The sequence below is a fragment of the Mucilaginibacter corticis genome (genome assembly GCF_007558865.1).
GTDB lineage: Bacteria > Bacteroidota > Bacteroidia > Sphingobacteriales > Sphingobacteriaceae > Mucilaginibacter > Mucilaginibacter corticis.
The window spans coordinates 1,383,138-1,403,516 of the sequence record NZ_VLPK01000001.1 but is presented as its reverse complement, the minus strand read 5'-3'; the positions used below and the strand labels follow the sequence as shown (position 1 = coordinate 1,403,516).

Annotated in this window: 16 protein-coding genes; 12 read left to right on the top strand and 4 right to left on the bottom strand. The window is 44.5% G+C overall.

What is annotated here, in order from left to right; all coding sequences use genetic code 11:
* Nucleotides 1-43 precede the first annotated feature (43 nt).
* Nucleotides 44-1,963: a glucosamine-6-phosphate deaminase gene (gene nagB / locus FO440_RS06050; RefSeq protein WP_144247314.1), complete on the top strand. Its 1,920-nt coding sequence runs from the start codon at nucleotides 44-46 to the stop codon at nucleotides 1,961-1,963.
* Between the two features lie 86 nt (nucleotides 1,964-2,049).
* Nucleotides 2,050-4,614 (top strand): family 20 glycosylhydrolase, encoded by a 2,565-nt coding sequence (locus tag FO440_RS06045; RefSeq protein ID WP_144247313.1) that lies wholly within the window; start codon nucleotides 2,050-2,052, stop codon nucleotides 4,612-4,614.
* A 30-nt stretch (nucleotides 4,615-4,644) separates the two neighbouring features.
* On the opposite strand, the gene FO440_RS06040 is transcribed toward FO440_RS06045, so the two are convergent.
* Nucleotides 4,645-5,001: a (R)-mandelonitrile lyase gene (locus tag FO440_RS06040; protein ID WP_222103932.1), complete on the bottom strand. Its 357-nt coding sequence runs from the start codon at nucleotides 4,999-5,001 to the stop codon at nucleotides 4,645-4,647.
* Nucleotides 5,002-5,265: 264 nt separating this feature from the next.
* On the opposite strand from FO440_RS06040, the gene FO440_RS06035 reads away from it, so the two are divergent.
* Nucleotides 5,266-6,078 (top strand): S1/P1 nuclease, encoded by an 813-nt coding sequence (locus tag FO440_RS06035; RefSeq protein ID WP_144247312.1) that lies wholly within the window; start codon nucleotides 5,266-5,268, stop codon nucleotides 6,076-6,078.
* 10 nt (nucleotides 6,079-6,088) lie between these two features.
* On the opposite strand, the gene FO440_RS06030 is transcribed toward FO440_RS06035, so the two are convergent.
* Together FO440_RS06030 and FO440_RS06025 are read right to left on the bottom strand one after the other, a co-directional pair.
* Entirely contained in the window at nucleotides 6,089-7,099 is a 1,011-nt protein-coding gene (locus tag FO440_RS06030) for a zinc-binding alcohol dehydrogenase family protein (protein ID WP_144247311.1), read from the bottom strand.
* A gap of 205 nt (nucleotides 7,100-7,304) precedes the next feature.
* The gene (locus tag FO440_RS06025) at nucleotides 7,305-8,522 is read right to left on the bottom strand and encodes an AI-2E family transporter (protein WP_144247310.1); all 1,218 of its coding nucleotides are present in this window, start codon (nucleotides 8,520-8,522) and stop codon (nucleotides 7,305-7,307) included.
* A 58-nt stretch (nucleotides 8,523-8,580) separates the two neighbouring features.
* Between FO440_RS06025 and FO440_RS06020 the strand changes: the two genes are divergently transcribed.
* Genes FO440_RS06020 through FO440_RS06000 form a run of 5 tightly spaced genes read left to right on the top strand, consistent with a single transcriptional unit; the run spans nucleotide 8,581 to nucleotide 12,768 of the window.
* Complete coding sequence (locus FO440_RS06020) at nucleotides 8,581-10,065, top strand: phytoene desaturase family protein (RefSeq protein ID WP_144247309.1); 1,485 nt, start codon at nucleotides 8,581-8,583, stop codon at nucleotides 10,063-10,065.
* Nucleotides 10,062-10,898: a phytoene/squalene synthase family protein gene (locus FO440_RS06015; RefSeq protein ID WP_144247308.1), complete on the top strand. Its 837-nt coding sequence runs from the start codon at nucleotides 10,062-10,064 to the stop codon at nucleotides 10,896-10,898. Before FO440_RS06020 ends, FO440_RS06015 begins: the two co-directional genes overlap by 4 nt.
* 7 nt (nucleotides 10,899-10,905) lie before the next feature.
* Nucleotides 10,906-11,382 carry a sterol desaturase family protein gene (locus FO440_RS06010; protein WP_246104179.1) on the top strand — a complete coding sequence of 159 codons (477 nt, stop codon included), beginning with the start codon at nucleotides 10,906-10,908 and terminating at the stop codon, nucleotides 11,380-11,382.
* Nucleotides 11,379-12,074 (top strand): lycopene cyclase domain-containing protein, encoded by a 696-nt coding sequence (locus FO440_RS06005; protein ID WP_144247307.1) that lies wholly within the window; start codon nucleotides 11,379-11,381, stop codon nucleotides 12,072-12,074. Before FO440_RS06010 ends, FO440_RS06005 begins: the two co-directional genes overlap by 4 nt.
* Nucleotides 12,075-12,093: 19 nt before the next feature.
* Nucleotides 12,094-12,768 (top strand): MarR family winged helix-turn-helix transcriptional regulator, encoded by a 675-nt coding sequence (locus FO440_RS06000; protein ID WP_144247306.1) that lies wholly within the window; start codon nucleotides 12,094-12,096, stop codon nucleotides 12,766-12,768.
* A 5-nt stretch (nucleotides 12,769-12,773) separates the two neighbouring features.
* Here the strand turns inward: FO440_RS06000 and FO440_RS05995 are convergent, their stop codons facing one another.
* Nucleotides 12,774-13,643 carry an AraC family transcriptional regulator gene (locus FO440_RS05995; protein WP_144247305.1) on the bottom strand — a complete coding sequence of 290 codons (870 nt, stop codon included), beginning with the start codon at nucleotides 13,641-13,643 and terminating at the stop codon, nucleotides 12,774-12,776.
* Between the two features lie 145 nt (nucleotides 13,644-13,788).
* On the opposite strand from FO440_RS05995, the gene FO440_RS05990 reads away from it, so the two are divergent.
* Genes FO440_RS05990 through FO440_RS05975 form a run of 4 tightly spaced genes read left to right on the top strand, consistent with a single transcriptional unit; the run spans nucleotide 13,789 to nucleotide 20,294 of the window.
* Complete coding sequence (locus tag FO440_RS05990; protein ID WP_144247304.1) at nucleotides 13,789-16,728, top strand: PVC-type heme-binding CxxCH protein; 2,940 nt, start codon at nucleotides 13,789-13,791, stop codon at nucleotides 16,726-16,728.
* Nucleotides 16,729-16,735: 7 nt separating this feature from the next.
* Complete coding sequence (locus tag FO440_RS05985; RefSeq protein WP_144247303.1) at nucleotides 16,736-18,274, top strand: MFS transporter; 1,539 nt, start codon at nucleotides 16,736-16,738, stop codon at nucleotides 18,272-18,274.
* Nucleotides 18,275-18,284: 10 nt separating this feature from the next.
* A complete protein-coding gene (locus tag FO440_RS05980; RefSeq protein WP_144247302.1) occupies nucleotides 18,285-19,145 on the top strand; it encodes a sugar phosphate isomerase/epimerase family protein in 861 nt (286 codons plus the stop codon).
* A 33-nt stretch (nucleotides 19,146-19,178) separates the two neighbouring features.
* Nucleotides 19,179-20,294: a Gfo/Idh/MocA family protein gene (locus FO440_RS05975; RefSeq protein WP_144247301.1), complete on the top strand. Its 1,116-nt coding sequence runs from the start codon at nucleotides 19,179-19,181 to the stop codon at nucleotides 20,292-20,294.
* Nucleotides 20,295-20,379 lie beyond the last annotated feature (85 nt).

The following is a 20,379-nucleotide window of genomic DNA, read 5'->3' as shown; positions in this document are numbered from 1 at the left end:
TTACGTTTTTGCTAACAAATAAATTTATTTGCCTGAAATAATTATGGCCCGATTAAATCTTTTAGAAGAAACCCGTTTTGAAAAACTACCTGTTACGGTATACCCCAATCAGCAAATAGCTGCTATAAACGTAGCCAAACGGATAGCTAAACTTATTACCGACAAACAAACAAAAAATGAGCAGGCCATATTGGGCTTGGCTACCGGCGTAACACCAATAGGGGTGTATGCCGAGTTAGTGCGCATGCACAAGGAAGAAGGTTTAAGCTTTAAAAATGTAGTCACCTTTAACCTGGACGAATACTACCCTATGCAGCCAACCGCGGCGCAAAGCTACGTTACCTTCATGAACGAGAATTTGTTCAACCACATTGACATTGACAAAAAGAATATCCATATACCCGACGGGACTTTAAGCCAGGCCGAAGTTGTACAGTTTTGCCTGGAGTACGAACATAAAATAACCAGCCTTGGCGGCCTTGACCTGCAAATATTGGGTATTGGCCGTACCGGGCACATCGGCTTTAATGAGCCCGGATCAGCACCAAACTCAGGCACCCGTATAGTAACGCTTGACGACCTTACCCGCAGTGATGCCGCGCGAGATTTTGGCGGTAAAGAAAATGTGCCGGTAAAAGCCATCACCATGGGTATAGGCACCATCTTTAAGGCCCGCGAGATCATCCTCATGGCCTGGAATGAAAAGAAGGCCGCTATTATTAAGAAAGCGGTTGAAGGGGAGATCTCAGGTGATGTACCGGCCACTTACCTGCAACTGTCAGACCATGTAGAGTTTATGTTAGACGAAGGTGCAGCATCAGCGCTTACCCGTTTTGATATCCCATGGCTTGTTAAAGATTGCGAGTGGACCAACATCTTAAAAAAGAAAGCCGTTATCTGGCTGGCCGAAACCGTGAACAAGCCCATATTAAAGCTAACCGAAGATGATTACAACAACCACGGTATGGCACAGCTGGCGGTCGAACAGGGGCCGGCTTATAATATTAACATCGATATTTTTAACCAGGCGCAGCACACTATAACCGGATGGCCGGGTGGTAAGCCGGGCGCTGATGATTCGCAGCGCCCTGAACGCGCCGAGCCCGCGGTTAAAAAAGTGATTATCTTTTCACCGCACCCTGATGATGATGTAATATCTATGGGTGGCACATTCATCCGCTTGGTTGACCAGGGACATGATGTGCATGTAGCCTACCAGACATCAGGCAATACTGCCGTTTGGGACGATGACGTATTGCGCTACATGGAATTCGCCATCGATTTTAACAAAAGCATCGGCGACGATAACAGCAAGCTGAAATCTATCTATGGCGATATGCGCCGGTTTTTTGCCACCAAACAACCCAACCAGATCGATACACCTGAGGTGCGCGATGTAAAAGGTTTTATCCGCAAGACAGAAGCTATTTCGGGCGCGCGCTACGCCGGATTAAAAGATGAGAATATCCATTTTATGGCGCTGCCTTTTTATGAAACCGGCAAAACCAAGAAAAATACGGTAAGCGAAGAAGATATAAAGCTGACCGTCGATCTGTTACAAAAAGTTAAGCCGCAGCAGGTATTTGCCGCCGGTGATTTTGCCGACCCGCATGGCACACATGTGGTTTGTTTTAATATTATCCTTGCCGCGTTGAACCGCCTTAAAGCAACCGAAGATTGGGTGAAAGATTGCTGGTTATGGATGTACCGCGGTGCATGGCATGAGTTTGCTACTTATGAAATAGAAATGGCGGTGCCTCTATCGCCTTATGAGGTTATCCGCAAACGTAACGCTATATTTAAACATCAGTCGCAAAAAGATACGCCGGTTTTTCCGGGCGAAGACGCGCGCGAGTTTTGGGTGCGTGCCGAAGACCGTAACCGCGAAACAGCCCTCTGCTACGACAAATTGGGCCTTGCCGAATATGAAGCGATGGAAGCCTTTGTGCGCTACAAGTTTTAACATTTTTGCAATTAATTGACCAACACCGCCATAAAATGGCGGTGTTGGTCAATTAATTTTTTAACTTTCCTTGAAATACCAGATCCATGAAGTATTTATTGCCGGTTTTATTGTTTATTGTCCTGTCAACTAACAGTGTATTTGCTCAAAAAAAGGTGGCAGATCCCACTATTAACGGGCTTAGGTTAAAATGGGAAGTAATAGAAAACAACTATACCAATAAAGAAAAAGCGCTTGCCGAACTTACTTTAATTACCAAACAAGGTTTTTCATTACCGGCAAGCGGCTGGAAACTTTATTTTAATTCGGACGAGCCTGTTGTGCCTGCTTCGCCGGCAGATAATGTAAGTGTCACTCATGTGAATGGCGGTTTGTATTGTCTTTCGACTGAAAAAGATTTTGGTGGGGTAAAAGTTAATGACTCACTGAAAATAGCACTGGTGGCCGATAGCTGGCTGATCAATGTTTCTGACGCACCAAGAGGGTTTTACCTGGTATGGGATAAAACCCCGGCGCAGGCCTATGCAGTAAACGAGCCGGTATTGATACCATCAACCCAAACCAAACAATTAATGCGTACCCCGGCCGACAAAGTGTTAGCCAGCACGCCCGAATTATTATTTGAACAAAACAAGATCATCCGCGATATCCCTGCGGATAGCCTGGTCAAAATATTCCCTACACCGGATAGCTACCAGGCTACCGCGGCCAAATTCAAACTGGATGCAACAATAAGCATTGTTGCCGATCCACAATTCAGATCAGAAGCTGCGTTATTCAGATCAGAACTTGCTAAACTATTGATTCAAAATGGTGCGATAAAAAATGCGGCTAAACAAATTAAACTGGTCAACAAACCAATGACGCCAGAGGCTTATGAATTGCAGGTAACTAATGATGCAGTAACTATCGCAGCTTCATCCGGTGCCGGTATTTTTTATGGGATCCAATCGCTTAAAACATTGCTGCCTGCGCAGGCCTGGCATCGTCCGCAAAAAAGTATAATGATAAATGGCGTTAATGTAACAGACAAACCCCGCTTTGCTTACCGGGCGGTGATGATAGATGTTGCCCGCAATTTCCAGCCCAAAAAGGAGATCCTGAAACTGCTTGACGTAATGGCGCTTTACAAATTAAACACATTGCATTTTCATCTTACTGACGATGAAGGCTGGCGATTAGAGATCCCGGCGCTGCCCGAACTTACTGCCGTAGGCGCAAAGCGGGCATACGCGGTTGATGAAAGCAAAAACCTGCAGCCTGCATTGGGTTCTGGTCCGTTTACAAGCAATACCTCCGGCAGTGGCTATTATACCAAAGCCGATTTTATAGCGATATTAAGGTACGCTAACCAAAGACATATTACGGTGATCCCTGAAATTGAAAGCCCGGGGCACGCGCGTGCAGCCATTGTGGCAATGAACGCACGGTACCAATATTATATCGGGCAAAATCAAAAAGAAAAGGCGGCGGAATACCTGCTGCACGACCTGAGAGACAGCTCCATATACAGCTCCGTACAAGACTATAACGATAATGTGATTGATGTATCGTTACCATCAACCTATAAGTTTATAGAAACGGTAACCACAGAAATTGAAAAGATGTATACCGAGGCAAACGCCCCGCTTAAATCTATTCATTATGGCGGCGACGAAGTGCCTGCCGGGGTATGGGAAAAATCGCCTGCTTATTTAAAGCTGAAGAGTACGGATACCACTATTAAAAACACGGATAACCTGTGGAGTTACTACTATACCAAAGTCTATAACATAACGCAGGCGCATCATTTATACCTTACCGCATGGGAAGAAGTCGGGTCTGAAAAAGTAATACAAAACAACGTCAGGCAATCTGTTATTAATCCCGCTTTAGCGGATAAAAATATCCACCTTGAAGTGTGGAACAATGTGTTGGGCTGGGGATCGGAAGATCTGGCTTATAAGTTGGCTAACCGTGGCTATAAAGTTATTTTATCGCCGGTAACCAACACGTATTTTGATATGGCTGTTAACAAGGCCTTTGACGAGCCCGGTTATTATTGGGGCAGCTATGCCGATCTTGACCGGCCATTCAGCTTTATCCCTTACGATTATTTTAAAAATACGGTAAAAGGCCGGTTAGGCGAAACTTTAAACCCGGCAATAGTATTTGCAACTAAAGAAAGGCCGACACCGCAGGGCATAAGCAATATTGTAGGGTTACAGGGTGCTTTATGGGCAGAAACCCTGCAAAGCCCGGAGCGAATGGAATACATGCTTTTACCAAGGCTAACCGCATTGGCAGAACGTGCCTGGGCAAAGAACCCTGAATGGGCTACAGAAACAGATACGCTGAAGAGTAAAAGTATTTACAATGAAGCTTGGTCGCAATTTGTAAATGTGCTTGGTAAACAAGAGCTGCCAAGGTTAACCTATTATGCCGGCGGCTTTAACTACCGTATCCCGCTGGCGGGCGCGATAGTTAAAGACGGGCAGGTAATAGTTAATACCCAATTACCGGGGTTGGCCATACGTTATACTACCGATGGAAGTATCCCAACTGCAAAAAGCAAATTGTATAATAACGGCATCCAGGCAAAGGGTACTGTAAAGATCGCGTTGTTTGATGATAGCGGCAGGTCGGGTAGGTTTTCTACTGTTTATCCATGATACTGATCATCAGTTACCTGTTCCATCCAGTCAACCGGCGACCCGTTTAGTTTTTTCCTGGATAGCTATGTGGCTCATGGCGGTTGTAGCGCCGGCGCCATGCCAATGCTTTTCGCCGGGTGCAAACCAAACAACATCGCCTTGTTTAATTTCTTCTATTGGGCCTCCTTCGCGTTGTGCCTGGCCAGAGCCTGCGGTAACAATCAGCGTTTGTCCTAATGGGTGGGTATGCCAGGCGGTGCGGGCACCGGGCTCAAATGTAACCAGCGCCATTGCCACACGGGCCGGATCGGGCGGGCTAAAAAGCGGATCTATCCGTACCGTTCCTGTAAAATATTCTGCCGGCCCTTTGCCTGATGGTTGCGAACCATTGCGTATAATTTCCATGAGATTTTGATTTAAATATGTTGTGAATTATATATACAAAGAAGAATATGTTTTGTGCTTAATAATAGCTATCTGTTAAAAAAGTTCAGGATATATTTTCAGTATTAATTTAGAGTGATTTTTTTCTATATTTAAACAGCTTAAAATCAATAATTTATTACAATTAAAGTTACGGGGATTAGCATCTATTTAAATATTAAAACAGATGTTTGCCACTACCCTTGCCCAAATTGTAAATACTTTAACCATACCTAAACCATTGTTATGAACCCTTTGAAACTGATTGCCTGCCTTTTTTTGTTAATCACCTTAGCTGGTTTGCCCCGCCGGTCGTACGCATGGGGTGCCCAGGGGCACAGGTTAATTGTTGAAACTGCGCTGTCATTGATCACACCTGCCGCCAAACAAAAAGTATTAAACGCGCTGGGGGCAAAGTACAATTCTGATCTGGCCGCAGTGTGGATGGATTCTGTCAGGATCAATAATATTTACAAATACAAATACATGAAGAATTGGCATTTCATAAACATGGAAGCCAACCAAACTTACCCGCAGGTGGCTAATCATAATGATGTGGTGTATAATCTTCAGCGGGTAATGGATGCCTTTAATCAAAAGAAAAAATTAAGTGCCGACAGCCTGAAACAAAACCTGCGAATACTGTTTCACTTGATGGGCGATATAACACAACCCCTGCATTGCGGTTATGGATCTGACATAGGCGGTAATGCCGAATTGGTTAGTACGCCAAAGTATAATATGACTGGTAATACCTTACACCATGTTTGGGATGATGTTTTGATTGACGAAGGCCACATTAACCAACAAGTATTGCTAACCTATTGCAAGGGCCTTACCGCTGCGCAATTGACTACGGTAAAACAAGGTAACGCCACAAACTGGATGCAGCAGTCGCGCAGTTATCTGCCGGCCGTATATGCCTGCCATCCAAAGAAAAAAGGAACTACGGCGCTGACATTGAAATACCTGGACGGAAATGTGCCGGTGGCAAAACAACAATTGTCTTACGCGGCAGTAAGGCTAGCAGATGTTTTGCAAAGATATTTTGGCAGCTAACAGGGGCCTGTTAACTTACCTCTACCATCACTTTGATAACGCCGTTAACGGGGTCTGACCATGTAGGAAAATCATGGGCAACTTCGTCAAACTTAACCCGGTGGGTTATATAATTTGCCGGGTCAACCAAGTTATTTTTCATTGACGATAATACATGGTCAAAATCCTCGTGGGTGGCGTTGCGGCTGCTCATTAAGGTAGCCTCGCGTTTATGAAACTCGGGGTGGCTGAAACTAATGTCGCCTTTTTGCAGGCCTATCAAAACAAATCTTGCCCCATGGGCCATGTATTGAAAAGCATTATTGATAGCCTTTTGACTGCCGGTGGCATCTATGATAACTGTAGGCATATCGCCGCCGGTAATTTCCTGCAGGCGGGCCACAACATCATCTGTAATGGCGTTGATGGTATGGTCTACCTTTAATTTTTGTTTACAAAAGTTTAAGCGCTGATCGTTAATATCCAGTGCAATTACTTTACCGCCGGCAATGCGGGCAAACTCCATGGCACCTAAGCCTATCGGCCCGGCGCCAACCACCAAAACAAATTCGTCTTTCTGTACACCTGCCCGCCGGATGCCGTGAGCACCAATCGCCAAAGGCTCAACCAAAGCCAGTTCATCTAAACTTAAACCTTGTGCGGGCAATAATAACCGGGTGGGTACCTCAATATATTCAGCCATGCCGCCATCTGTATGTACACCCAATACTTTTATATTTGCGCAGCAATTGGGTTTGCCTGTGCGGCAGGCCAGGCAGGTTTGGCAATTAAGGTAGGGGATAAGGGTTACAATATCGCCCGGTTTAAAATCGCCGCCGGGCGTTACCACTTCGGCAGCCAGTTCATGGCCCAATACCCTTGGATAGTTGAAATAAGGTTGTGTTCCGCCAAAAGCATGCAGGTCTGTACCGCAAATGCCAATGCGGCGTACGCGTAAAAGTGTATTGCCGTTAGCGGGTTCGGGAATAGCAAGATCCGAATAAACTAAATTGCCAGGCTCTTTACAAATAAGTGTTTTCATATGATATACGGTCTTTATCAAAAAGCCCTTGGTTTGCTATTTTCCAAAATTGAATAGGTATAAACCGCCATTTAGATGGTCATGAAGAGGCGATTTTTCGAAGAATCCAATTCAGGGTAAAATTAGCCCCTAATTGATGACTTTAGCAACCATATTCTGATAATTTTTTATCGCTGTAAAATTTCAGGTAAAATGGCAGGGTATTTTACTTTTGATCTACTATTTCTTCCGAGACGGTTTTTTTGTTCCGGCGGTTGCCGAGGTAACGGGTTGGTACATTGTCGCCCAGTAATTTCCCCCATGGTTTGAGTTCGTCTATCCGGTCGAAAATAATTTTAAGTACCGCAACGAAGGGCACAGAAAGGAACATGCCCGATATCCCCCATAGTGCATTGCCCAGCAATACGATCACTATGGAGATAAGTGCGTTGATCTGCACTTTAACAGATACGAAGCTTGGAAAGATTATGTTGTTATCAATAAATTGAATTACAAGGTTAGCCACAACAATACCCAGTTGGGTTGAATAGCCGTCTTTTGTTACCGTGGCAATTAAAACCGGCAGGGCAATAGCAATGATACCACCGATATAAGGCAGCATATTAAGGATAGCACCGATAACACCCAGTAGGATAGCATATTTTACGCCTAATAAAAGCAAGGCGATTGAGTTAAGGATTGCCACAATAACCATTTCAATGAGCAAGCCAACAATATAGCTTTGAATAGCCAGTTTTGTTTCACGCAGGATCTCTGCTACCTCTCTGCTGTGTTTTTCTTTAAATACTTCGAAAAAGAAATTCAGGATCAATGTTTTGTAAAACAACAGCATGAAAATATATACCGGCAGCAGGAACACCACACTAAGCGTACCCAGCACCGTACCAACAGTTTGCCCTAACAGCGACTGGCTGTTATCAAGCGCCTGCTTAATAAAGGCAAGCTGTTTTTCTGTAGAGACATTAAATTTAAGATAGATCCATTGCTGAACCGAACCGCTAAGCGTAAGAAATTTCTGTTTTAATAATGGGAAGGACGCGCTGAACTGGGCGATCTGGGTAGAGAGGAAATAAAACAACCCCGTCAGGAATGCTACCGCCAGAAATAAAGACAAAATAATGGCTAAAGCTTTGGGGACTTTATGGCTCATCAGCGTATTTACCAACGGATTAAGCAATACGGCCAAAAAGGCGGCAAATGCCAGCGGTACCAAAATATCGCCCAAAGCGGAGAAAACATAGACCAAAAGGATTAGCCCGAAAAGGATAACAGTGGCTTTTAAGTAAAAGGGGTACTCTTTTTCGCGGAGGTGGTCATGGTGTTTAATTTGGGTTGATAACCATACAATAATGACGATAGCCAATAATTGTTTTATCGCGGGTATAAATCTATCACCCCCAACAAAATAATAGTATAATAACATACTAATTTAAATAGAATAAAACAATATTGTATTATTATTGTCAATTAAGAAAACACTCGTGAACGATTCTAAATTGGCAGTTATTGGTACCGGTTTTGCAGGCTTAAGCGCAGCAGCTTATTTGGCAAAGGCAGGCTTTGGGGTTGATGCCTATGAAAAAAATGCTGAGGTAGGTGGGCGTGTACGGCAGCTTGCAGAAAAAGGCTATGTTTTTGATATGGGGCCAAGCTGGTACTGGATGCCCGAGGTGTTTGAAAAGTTCTTTAATGATTTTGGTTGCCAGGCTAAAGATTTCTACGAGCTTGAGCAATTGGACCCGGGTTTTACCATGGTATTTGGCCCTGGTGATGTGCTAAATATTCCGGCCGGGTTTGAGGATTTATGCACCTTGTTTGAATCCATTGAGTCAGGAAGTGCTAAACAACTTCAACTTTTTTTAAAAGAAGCCGCTTATAAATATCACACAGGTATGGATAAACTGGTATATAAACCCGGATTATCCATTTTTGAATTTGCCGATTGGGGTCTGTTTAAAGGTGTATTTAAGCTACAGGTGTTTACCACCTTTAGCAAGCATGTACGCCAATTCTTTAAAGACCCCAAGCTGATCGCTTTAATGGAGTTCCCGGTATTGTTTCTTGGTGCAATGCCTGAAAATACGCCTGCCCTGTATAGCTTGATGAATTACGCGGGGCTGAAGTTAGGAACATGGTACCCTAAAGGCGGATTTGGCAGGGTAACCGAAGCCATGCAAAAGGTGTGTGAGCAACAAGGTGTAAAATTCCATACCGGCGAGGCTGTTAAGGGTTTGACGATAGATGATGAAAAGATCTCGTCGATCAGGACTATAAAAAAGGATATTGGCTGCGATGGCGTAATTGCTGCCGCTGATTATCATTATGTAGAACAGGAGTTGTTAGCGCCCGGCTATCGTAATTATGACGAGGCTTATTGGGACAAGCGGGTCATGGCGCCTTCCGCGTTGATCTTTTATTTAGGAGTAACATGCCGGGTGGATAAACTGTCGCACCATACGCTGTTCTTTGAAACTGATCTGCAGCAGCATGCTACTGAAATTTACAAAGAACCGCAATGGCCTACAAAGCCTTTGTTTTATGTTTGCTGCCCTTCCAAAACGGATGACACCGTAGCGCCTGCGGGGCACGAAAATCTGTTTATCCTCATGCCGCTGGCTCCCGGGCTTAATGACGATGAAACCCTGCGCGAAAAGTATTTTGGCCTGCTGATGGAAAGGCTTGAAAAATATACCGGCTTGCCTTTACGTGATCGGCTGGATTATAAGAAAAGCTATTGCGTTAATGATTTTAAAACAGATTATAACGCGTACAAAGGCAATGCCTATGGGCTGGCCAATACCTTAAAACAAACGGCTAATTTAAAGCCATCAATAAATAATAAAAAGATCAAGAACCTATTTTATGCCGGGCAATTAACCGTGCCGGGCCCTGGTGTGCCGCCTTCTATCATATCGGGTAAGGTAGCAGCGGGACAACTCATAAAATACCTCAATCGTAAAAAATGAAAGCAAGATTTGATACTCTTTCAGCAAAGTGCAGCCGCGAAACGACGCGGTTATACAGTACCAGCTTTTCGCTGGGCATTTATTTTTTAGGACGGGAAATGCGCGAACCCATTTATGCTATTTATGGCTTTGTGCGGCTGGCAGACGAGATTGTTGACAGCTTTCACGACTATGATAAAAAGGTACTGCTGGAAGAATTTAGCAGGGAGTGTTTCCAGGCTATTGATCGCGGCATCAGCTTAAACCTGGTGCTTAATTCTTTTCAGCAGGTAGTTAACACATATGATATTTCACATGACCTGATCAGGCAGTTCCTTAAAAGTATGGAGATGGACCTGGCGGGACAAACTTATACCAAAGAAAGTTATCAGGAGTATATTTTAGGCTCGGCACAGGTAGTTGGCCTGATGTGCCTGCAGGTATTTACAAAGGGGGATAAAACAGATTTTGAACGCCTGCGTGTGCCTGCCATGATGCTGGGTTCGGCTTTTCAAAAGATCAATTTCCTGCGCGATATCCGGGCGGATTACAAAGAGTTGGGACGCACCTATTTCCCGGGTATTGATCTGTCTGATTTCTCGGATGAGGATAAAAAGACGATAGAACAGGAGATCCGTTCGGAATTTAATGAAGCATTGAAAGGTATCCGGCAACTGCCGGGTTCATGCCGTAAGGGGGTGTATCTGGCGTATGTGTACTACAGGCAGCTCTTTAATAAAATAGCCGGCGTACCGGCCGAAAAGGTTTTAACACAAAGGGTACGTGTATCTAACCGGCATAAGTTCTGGCTCATGGCCGACTCACTGATCAGGTATAAGTTAAACATTTTGTAAATTGACAATGATGGTACAATGGCTCATTTACATCGCAATAGTTTTCACCGCTTTTATAGGTATGGAGGGGGTGGCCTGGCTAACGCATAAATATGTTATGCACGGTTTGTTCTGGACGCTTCACCGTGATCATCATCACAAAGATCACTATGGCTTTTGGGAGCATAATGATCTTTTCTTCCTGATCTTTGCTATTCCGGGAATTGTTTGCCTGCTTGCGGGTACAACCGGGCACATGCCGGTGTGGACGAGTATCGGCTCGGGTATCACGCTGTACGGGGCATGTTACTTTTTTATCCACGACTTGTTTATTCATCAACGCATTAAGGTGCTGCGAAACTCTAATAACCGGTATCTGAAAGCTATCAGGCGGGCACATAAAACACACCACAAGCATTTGGGTAAGGAGGATGGAGAATGTTTTGGAATGCTATGGGTGCCGTCCAGGTTTTTTAAAGAAAACAGATCAGATCAAACGCCATGAAATACACTTACCTGCTGATCGATCTTTTTTCGGTGCTCTTCCCGTTCGCGTTCTCGTTTCATCCCAAACTTAAGTTTTATAAAAACTGGTTCGCGTTTTTTCCGGCGGTTTGTATCAGTGGGTTGATCTTTATTGTGTGGGATATGTATTTCACGAATTTAAAAGTCTGGGGGTTTAATCCTGACTACCTGACTGGTATTTATGTTGGAAACCTTCCTTTAGAAGAGGTATTGTTCTTTTTTTGTATCCCCTACGCCTGTGTATTTACTTATGCCTGTTTGCCGCTGAAGTATTCTTCAAAAAGTATAACCCGGTGGCTAAGTGCTTTGCTTATTGCAGGTTCTTTGGTTATGTCGATAGTTTTTCACCGGTATGCTTACACATTTTCAGCGTTTACGGTGCTGGGGATATTGATCATCCTGGCGCAGTTTGTACTGAGGGTTGGCTGGCTTTTACGATTTTATCAGACTTACCTGGTGCTGCTGGTACCCTTTATGCTGGTTAATGGCCCGCTAACAGGCACAGGCCTGGCCGCTCCGGTGGTTTGGTATAATCCGTCGCAAATGATGGGCTTAAGGATCCTGACCATTCCGTTTGAAGATACCTTTTATGGGATGGCGCTGATACTGTTAAACCTGCTGATCTATAATGCTATCGGCGCATCGCGATTGAGTGCGAGACCGCTATTATGAATATTAATTTGAAACAAAGATGAAATCATACGCGCTCATACACCAATTACTAAACCTGGTAGAAATACTGGAGGAGGAAAATAATGGGCGCGAAATTTCCTTACAGGAGTTTGCCGGCTTTCTGCTTAATCAGGTTGGCGGCCCGCTTGGTGAACCGGCAAACAGTGATACCCGTTTCGGTAACGAGGAGATGTACGCGCAAAGTGCCGCTTTCCAACTGGATAACAGCATCGGTAGGTTATTTGTGTATATGAGCCGGTATGCTAAATCATATATCAAAAAAACGCTTGATGGTACGGCATTACAGAGCGGTGAGGATTTTACCGCGCTGGCTATTTTGCTTACCCATGAGCAATTATCAAAAACTGAACTGATCAACTATAACCTTCAGGAAAAAGCATCAGGTATGGAAGTGATACGGCGGCTGTTGGCCGCGGGGCTGATCCGCCAATGGGATAACCCGCAGGATAAGCGTGAGAAGTATGTGGGTGTAACGCCTGCCGGTCGTAAATTAATGTACCGGGTATTTGTTGAGATTGGCGATGTAAGTAAAGTTATCACAGGTGATCTGACTACTGCCGAAAAAGTGAACCTGTTGTATTTACTGCAAAAACTGGATAATTTTCATTATGCCCTTCACGAGAAAAAAGCCATAGTAACCAAGCAAGATCTTAAAGGATTATTGGATTCCTGAAAGTCTTACACAGCCAAAAACTCTTTCTTGTAATCAGAAGGTTTCTTTTTCATTTCGTCTTTAAACTGCTTGTTAAAGTTTGAAAGCGTTTTAAAACCAGACCGTTCTGAAATAGTGGCGATACTCAAATCGGTTTCTGTTAATAGCTTACAGGCATGTTTAACCCTAAGCTCGCTTATAAACCTGGCGAAGCCTTTGTTATTGGCCATGGTAAAATAGCGGCTAAATGAGGTTGGCGTCATACATAAAAGATCGGCCAGATCGTTCAGGTGTATTTTTTTGCGATAGTTTTTTAATATGTATTCATAAACACTGCTCATCCTGTCGGTTTCATCCTCCTTAAACGGGTCTATGTATTCGTTATGTGATATGTAATGGTATTCTTTGGTTGATGATAACAGGTTTAAAATTTTAAGCAGGTGAATAAAGGCATCCAATCCTTTTAATTGCAAAAGCTCCTTCATCATGGTAATGACTTTTTGTTTTATATCACCATGAAATTCCAACCCGCGCGATGATCTTTTAAACAGCTTCTTTAACTGTACCAGTTCTTCTTTACCCATCAGGTGCTCGCCAAGTAAACTTTCCTGCAGGTAAATCACGATCCCACGAATTTTTAAAGGACTATTCTTTTCAAAATAAGACTCATCGCTGCGCCATAAATGGGGTAGGTTGGTGCCGGTTAATATCAATTCGTTTGGTGCAAAGGATTTAATACTATCGCCAATAAAACGGGTACCGGTCCCTTCAAGCGGAACAAATAACTGGTACTCCGAATGCGAGTGCCATATCGGGTCGAAATACTGATCTTCCAGGTATTTGATCATAAATATCTGCGATTCAGGTATGGAAGACTTATGTATGGCTGCTTTCATAATTAATTATTGGCATCAAAAAATATAAAACTACATATTTAATGATAAAAAACAGTCGGAATTAGACAAAAAAGGAAAAGATTTGATAACCATATTTGTTTATACCTAACTCACCGGTTATGTATAAACCTATTAAATTATTTTCATGAAAAAATATATAGTCCTGGTGGCAATATGCCTGGCCGCATTAGTAAGCATTAAAGGCACATTTATAAAAAACGATCCACCCCGCCGATTAGAAATTCTGTTCCTGGGGCATACCGCTACACATCATTTGTCAGACAAGTTTGCCGAGATCGTGCAGCAATCTTTTTTTAAGGATGGCATCAACATTACTTATACCACTAACCCCGACGATCTGAACGAAACCACGCTGGCAAAGTACGATGGGCTAATGGTGTATGCCAATTATGATACTATTTCAAAATCGCAGGAAAAAGCTCTTTTGCAATTTGTAAAAAGCGGCAAAGGTTTTATTCCGGTTCATTGCGCGTCTTACTGCTTTCGTAATTCAGACGAGGTTGTAAAAATGATCGGCGGCCAGTTCAGCACCCATAAAACCGACACTTTTACCATGGTGGTTGTCGATAAAAAGCACCCGATTATGAAAGGTGTGAACGCGTTTAATACCTGGGACGAAACGTATGTACATACCAAGATCAATAAAGATATTCATGTAATAACCGAGCGGGTAGAAGGCGCGCACCACGAGCCTTATACCTGGACGAACAACTACGGTAAAGGCCGCGTGTTTTACACCGCGTATGGCCATGATGAGCATACCTGGAAAAATCCGGATTTCTTAAAAATGCTGGAAAACGGCGTTGTATGGGCAGTTGGTAAAAAAGCCGAAAAGAATCTTGACAAGTTGCAGAAACCAAACCCGGCATATACGGTTGCTGATATACCAAACTACGAAAACCGCAACCCTGCGCCTAAATTGCAGGCACCGCTGTCACCGGCCGAATCGCAATTGCTAACCCAAATCCCGGTAGGGTTTAAAATGCAGTTATTTGCTGCCGAACCTGATATTGAAAAACCAATTGCTATGGCTTGGGATGAACGCGGCAGGCTGTGGGTTTTAGAAACAATTGATTACCCGAATACCGTGCGTGAAAATAAGAATGAGGGACAAGACCGTATAAAAATTTGTGAGGATACGAATGGCGACGGTAAGGCCGACAAGTTTACCATCTTTGCCGATCACTTAAATATCCCCACAAGTATCGTTTTTGCCCGTGGCGGGGTAATAATTTCACAGGCGCCTGATTTTTTATTTTTAAAGGATACCGATGGCGACGATAAAGCTGATGTGCGGGAAAAGATCATCACGGGATGGGGAACTTTTGATACACATGCGGGGCCATCAAACCTAAAGTACGGCCTGGACAATAAGATCTGGGGCACGGTTGGCTATTCGGGATTTAGAGGTACAATTGGCGACAAAAAGTTTGATTTTAACCAGGCGGTCTACCGGTTTACGCCGGATGGAAAAAATCTTGAGCATTTAGGGTCGACCAGTAACAATACCTGGGGCCTTGGTTTTTCGGAGAATTTTGACGTGTTTATTTCTACTGCCAACAACTCGCACAGCGATTATTTGGGTATCCCGCTGCCTTATTTACAAAGACTGGCCATGCCCGGGATGGAGTCGGTAAAAAAGATCGATGGTCATTATGGAATGCACGTAGTAACCAAAAACTTAAGACAGGTTGACGTACATGATGGTTTTACTGCTGCTGCCGGGCACAATTTATACACCGCGCGTAATTTTCCTGAAGAATACTGGAACAAGATAGGTTTTGTGAACGAACCGACAGGCCGTGTTGTCCACCGTGCTGTGTTGGAGCCGGATGGTTCAGGCTTTAGAGAAAAGGATGGCTGGAATTTCCTGGCCAGTGCTGATGAATGGATGGGGCCCGTACAGTCTGAAGTCGGTCCGGATGGCGCGCTTTGGGTGTGCGACTGGTATAACTTTATTATCCAGCATAACCCTACACCTAAAGGCTTTGAAAACGGAAAAGGTAACGCCTATATCAATCCGCTGCGCGACCGCACACACGGACGTATTTACCGGATAGTTTATGACGGCGCTAAGCCATCTGCTATCACAAAGCTCGACAAAAATAAGCCCGACGAATTACTGGCGGGTTTAAAAAGCGATAATATGTTTTGGCGCATCACTGCGCAACGGTTAATTGTTGAAGGTGGTTATAAACAACTGGCACCGCAGTTATTTGACCTGGTCCTCAACACGTCTGTAGATGCTATAGGCATTAATGCGCCGGCTATTCATGCCTTATGGACTTTGAACGGATTGGGCTTGTTAAATGGTTCGAATGAAAAGGCGCTAACTGTTGCCGAAGGTGCATTGAGCCATCCATCTGCCGGTGTACGCAAAGCAGCTTTGCAGGTATTGCCGTTAACGGCAAGATCCATGGCTGCTATTCAAAAAGCCGGGTTACTTACTGATGCTAATTTGAATACACGTCTTGCCGCATTTTTAACGGTAGCAGATATGCCTGCTAATGACGAAATGGGTCAGTTTTTATCGGCTGCGCAAAAAGTCCCTCAAAATGCAAATGATTATTGGCTGAGCAGGGCAATCCCCATTGCCATGGCCACGCATGTAAAAGGTTTTGAAGAAGAAACTAAAAACGCAAACCTGGCAGCTATAGAACGGGCCAATATTTCGAATGCCAAAGTTGACCAGACCGTAAAGATCGCGGTAGTGCAAAATGCAATGAAGTATGACACTAAAACGTTTACGGTGAAGGCGGGCAGTATGGTAGAAGTTGACTTTTCAAACCCTGATTTTATGCAGCATAACTTCCTGATCCTGAAAAAAGGAAGCCTGGACAAAGTAGGCGCTGCTGCAGATAAGCTGGCGCAGGACCCGAAGGGTATCGAGCAAAACTACATCCCGAAAATTCCGGAAGTGTTGTTTTCAACAACATTGGTAGAGCCGCAAAAGAGCTTTAAGTTAAAGTTCAGGGTACCTGCCGATGCGGGGGATTATCCCTTCATCTGCTCGTTCCCGGGGCACTGGCGCATTATGAACGGTATTATGAAAGTTATTAAATAAGTCGGATATGACAACTGCAAAAACTGGAAACCAGCCCGACCTGAAACTTTTTTACGCGTGTTTTATATCGCTTGTCACCACTGCTTTTGGGTTTATCTTACGGGCCTTGATCTTGCCGCAATGGGGGCATGATTTTAATCTTACCCAAACCCAGCTTGGCGAGATAGCGGGTGTGGGGCTTTGGCCATTCGCGATAAGTATTGTACTTTTTAGCCTGGTGATTGACAAGATCGGCTATAAAACGGCTATGATCTTCGCGGTGATCTGTCATATCACATCGGCTGTGCTTACCATTTTTGCAAGTGGCTACTGGATGCTTTACATTGGCTCATTTATATGTGCCATAGGTAACGGTACTGTCGAGGCGGTGGCCAACCCGGTGGTTGCTACCATGTTCCCAAAACAAAAGATCAAGTGGCTCAGCATGCTTCATGCAGGCTGGGCAGGCGGCCTGGTTTTGGGTGGGGTAATGGCCTTGTTACTGGGCGCCAATACGCGGTGGGAGTATAAGATCGCGCTGATCCTGATCCCGACGATTATTTATGCCCTAATGATGATCTCCAGGAAATTCCCGGTAAATGAACGGGTACAGGCAGGTGTATCTTACAAAGAAATGTTGCAGGAAGTTGGTGCCGGCGGTGCATTGATAATTGTGGCGTTGATCATATTTCAATTAGGCGCGGTATTTGGCTGGTCGACCACCGCCAATGTTATCATTACCTTATTGCTAACTGCGGGTTTTGGTTATTATACCCGCAGTTTCGGGCAGCCATTGTTCATTGTTCTGCTGCTGATCATGATCCCGCTGGCCACTACCGAACTAGGTACCGATAGCTGGATAACCGACCTGATGACCCCCGAAATGAATAAGATAGGTTTCCAGGCGGGTTGGGTATTGGTTTATACATCAGCCATTATGTTTGTGCTGCGGTTCTTTGCCGGGCCAATATCGCATAGGTTCTCTTCGCCGGGATTATTGGCTATATGTTCTGCAATTGCAGGGATAGGGCTATATACCATGTCTTTCTCTGCCGGTACCATGATCCTGGTTGCGGCAACCATATACGGGCTTGGTAAATCCTTCTTTTGGCCGACTATGTTGGGTATGGTGTCCGAGCGTTTTCCAAAGGGTGGCGCGTTAACTTTAAATATTACCGGTGGTTTGGGTATGATAGCTGCAGGTGTTATTGGTGCAGGTATCTTAGGTTTTATACAGGATAAATCTGTCGATCAAAAAATTTCTGCTTATGATCAAGCGCATCAAACCGCTATACACAGTACCTACGTTACCGAGCAAAAAACCAGTTTTTTTGGCGACTACAAAGCGCTCGATCAAGCCAAACTATCTACAGCAAATGCCGATGAGCAACTAACTGTTACTAACATCCGCGATACGGCAAAAAAAGAAGCGCTGCGTTATATAGTCTTCTTTCCGCTGATCATGCTGGTTAGTTTCCTGTTGCTTCTCCTTTATTTCAGATCAAAGGGAGGCTACAAAGCCGTAACATTAAACCCGGCTGATGAACCAGAAGCTACACCCTATTAAATAGAATACTATGTCATTACCAATAAAATTCGGTGTAAGCACCTGGCTATTTACGTCGCCATTTAAAACATCGTCAATAGAAGAACTGTTTCCAAAAATTGCCGCGATGGGCTTTGACGCCGTTGAAATTGCTGTGGAAGATCCGGCCTTGATAGATGGCAACGCCGTAAAGATCGCGTTAGCAAAATATAACCTTAAAGCTATTGTTTGCGGTGCGTTTGGCCCAAGCCGAGATCTTACTAACGAAGACCCCGCCGTTCAGGATAACTGCTTTAAATATATAGCTGATTGTTTAGATCTGTGTGCCTTATGGGATACCGGTTTTTTTGCAGGACCCATGTATTCGGCAGTTGGAAAAGCACGCATGTTGCCGCCCGAGCAACGTAAAGCCGAATGGGACCTTGCCGTTAAAAACCTGCGCAAAGTTTGCGACATGGCACAAGAACGCGGATTAGAAATAGCGCTTGAGCCGCTGAACCGTTTTGAATCAGACCTGGTGAATACTGCAAAAGATGTGATAAGATTGGTTAATGATATCAATCATCCGGCTGCCAAGGTGATACTGGATGGTTTTCACATGAACATCGAAGAGCCTGATATTGAGGAAGCGATAAAATTGGCGGGTGACAAATTGATCCACGTACAGGTTGCAGAAAATTACCGGGGCACGCCGGGCACGGGCCAAACCAATTGGGCCGCCTACCGCCGTGGGCTTGAAGCGATAAACTATAAAGGGACAGTGTCCATAGAAAGTTTTACGCCCGATAACAAGGAACTGGCACAGGCGGTTTGCATCTGGCACCCACTGGCTTCGAGCCAGGACAAATTTGCATCAGAAGGGCTGGCCTTTTTAAAGCAATGGGCGCAGTAGCAATCAAACATTTAACAGAATATTATTACAGATATGGAAAATAAAAAAATTAACGTAGCCATAGTAGGCTTAGGTTTTGGGGCCGAGTTTATCCCTATTTATCAGCATCACCCCAATGCAAATATGTATGCCATTTGCCAGCGCGACCATACCAAACTGCACCAGGTAGGCGATGCCTTCGGAATAGAAAAACGTTATACCGATTACGACGAATTATTACGCGACCCTGAGGTTGACGCCGTGCATATCAACACCCCAATTCAAAGCCATGCCGAGCAATCTATAAAAGCATTATATGCAGGTAAGCATGTGGCTTGTACTGTACCCATGGCCACTACCGTTGACGAATGCCATCGGATAGTAGAAGCCGTTAAGGAAACGGGGCTCACCTACATGATGATGGAAACAGTGATCTACAGCAGGGAGTTTTTATTTGTAAAAGAGCTGTATGAAAATGGCGAACTGGGCCGTCTGCAATTCTTACGGGCATCGCACCAGCAGGAAATGGCAGGCTGGCCGGGCTACTGGGAAGGCTTACCGCCCATGCATTACGCTACCCATTGCGTAGGCCCGGTTTTGGCCTTAGCTAAAGCTGATGCCGAATATGTTTCATGTTTCGGATCAGGCCGTATCGACGAAGATCTGATCAGTAAATACGGATCACCATTTGCAATAGAAAGCTGCCATATCAAGTTTAAAGATTCTGACCTTGCTGCCGAAGTTACTCGGTCGCTGTTTAACACGGCAAGGCAATACCGCGAAAGTTTTGATGTGTACGGCTCTAAAAAAACATTTGAATGGACATTGGTAGAGCATGAGCCATCCGTGATCCACACCGGCGAAACACCTGAAAAAGTAACCATACCTGATTATGCTCACCTATTACCGAAAGAGATCCAGGCCTTTACCACAGGCGGCGTTTATGACGCGGATAGCAATCAGCATCTTTCATTCATACAGGGATCAGGACATGGCGGCTCGCACCCGCATTTGGTTAATGAGTTTGTATCGGCCTTGGTAAATAAACGCCAGCCTTTACCTAATGCAAGGCAGTCGGCCAATATCACTTGCGTAGGTATTCTGGCGCATGAGTCGGCTATGGATGGCGGCAAAAAGATAGATCTGCCTGATTTTACTTTAGCAGATTAAACCGGGTAAAACGCTAATGAAATTTTGAGTAAACAAATGCGGGATTAAAAGTAAATTTACCAGACCAGGCATGTCGCAAACCTCA

Bases quoted from the DNA above. Each gene is read 5' to 3' on its own strand.
- nagB (WP_144247314.1), top strand. From the start codon at position 44: ATGGCCCGATTAAATCTTTTAGAAGAAACCCGTTTTGAAAAACTACCT.
- FO440_RS06045 (WP_144247313.1), top strand. From the start codon at position 2,050: ATGAAGTATTTATTGCCGGTTTTATTGTTTATTGTCCTGTCAACTAAC.
- FO440_RS06040 (WP_222103932.1), bottom strand. From the start codon at position 5,001: ATGGAAATTATACGCAATGGTTCGCAACCATCAGGCAAAGGGCCGGCA.
- FO440_RS06035 (WP_144247312.1), top strand. From the start codon at position 5,266: ATGAACCCTTTGAAACTGATTGCCTGCCTTTTTTTGTTAATCACCTTA.
- FO440_RS06030 (WP_144247311.1), bottom strand. From the start codon at position 7,099: ATGAAAACACTTATTTGTAAAGAGCCTGGCAATTTAGTTTATTCGGAT.
- FO440_RS06025 (WP_144247310.1), bottom strand. From the start codon at position 8,522: ATGTTATTATACTATTATTTTGTTGGGGGTGATAGATTTATACCCGCG.
- FO440_RS06015 (WP_144247308.1), top strand. From the start codon at position 10,062: ATGAAAGCAAGATTTGATACTCTTTCAGCAAAGTGCAGCCGCGAAACG.
- FO440_RS06010 (WP_246104179.1), top strand. From the start codon at position 10,906: ATGATGGTACAATGGCTCATTTACATCGCAATAGTTTTCACCGCTTTT.
- FO440_RS06005 (WP_144247307.1), top strand. From the start codon at position 11,379: ATGAAATACACTTACCTGCTGATCGATCTTTTTTCGGTGCTCTTCCCG.
- FO440_RS06000 (WP_144247306.1), top strand. From the start codon at position 12,094: ATGAAATCATACGCGCTCATACACCAATTACTAAACCTGGTAGAAATA.
- FO440_RS05995 (WP_144247305.1), bottom strand. From the start codon at position 13,643: ATGAAAGCAGCCATACATAAGTCTTCCATACCTGAATCGCAGATATTT.
- FO440_RS05990 (WP_144247304.1), top strand. From the start codon at position 13,789: ATGAAAAAATATATAGTCCTGGTGGCAATATGCCTGGCCGCATTAGTA.
- FO440_RS05985 (WP_144247303.1), top strand. From the start codon at position 16,736: ATGACAACTGCAAAAACTGGAAACCAGCCCGACCTGAAACTTTTTTAC.
- FO440_RS05980 (WP_144247302.1), top strand. From the start codon at position 18,285: ATGTCATTACCAATAAAATTCGGTGTAAGCACCTGGCTATTTACGTCG.
- FO440_RS05975 (WP_144247301.1), top strand. From the start codon at position 19,179: ATGGAAAATAAAAAAATTAACGTAGCCATAGTAGGCTTAGGTTTTGGG.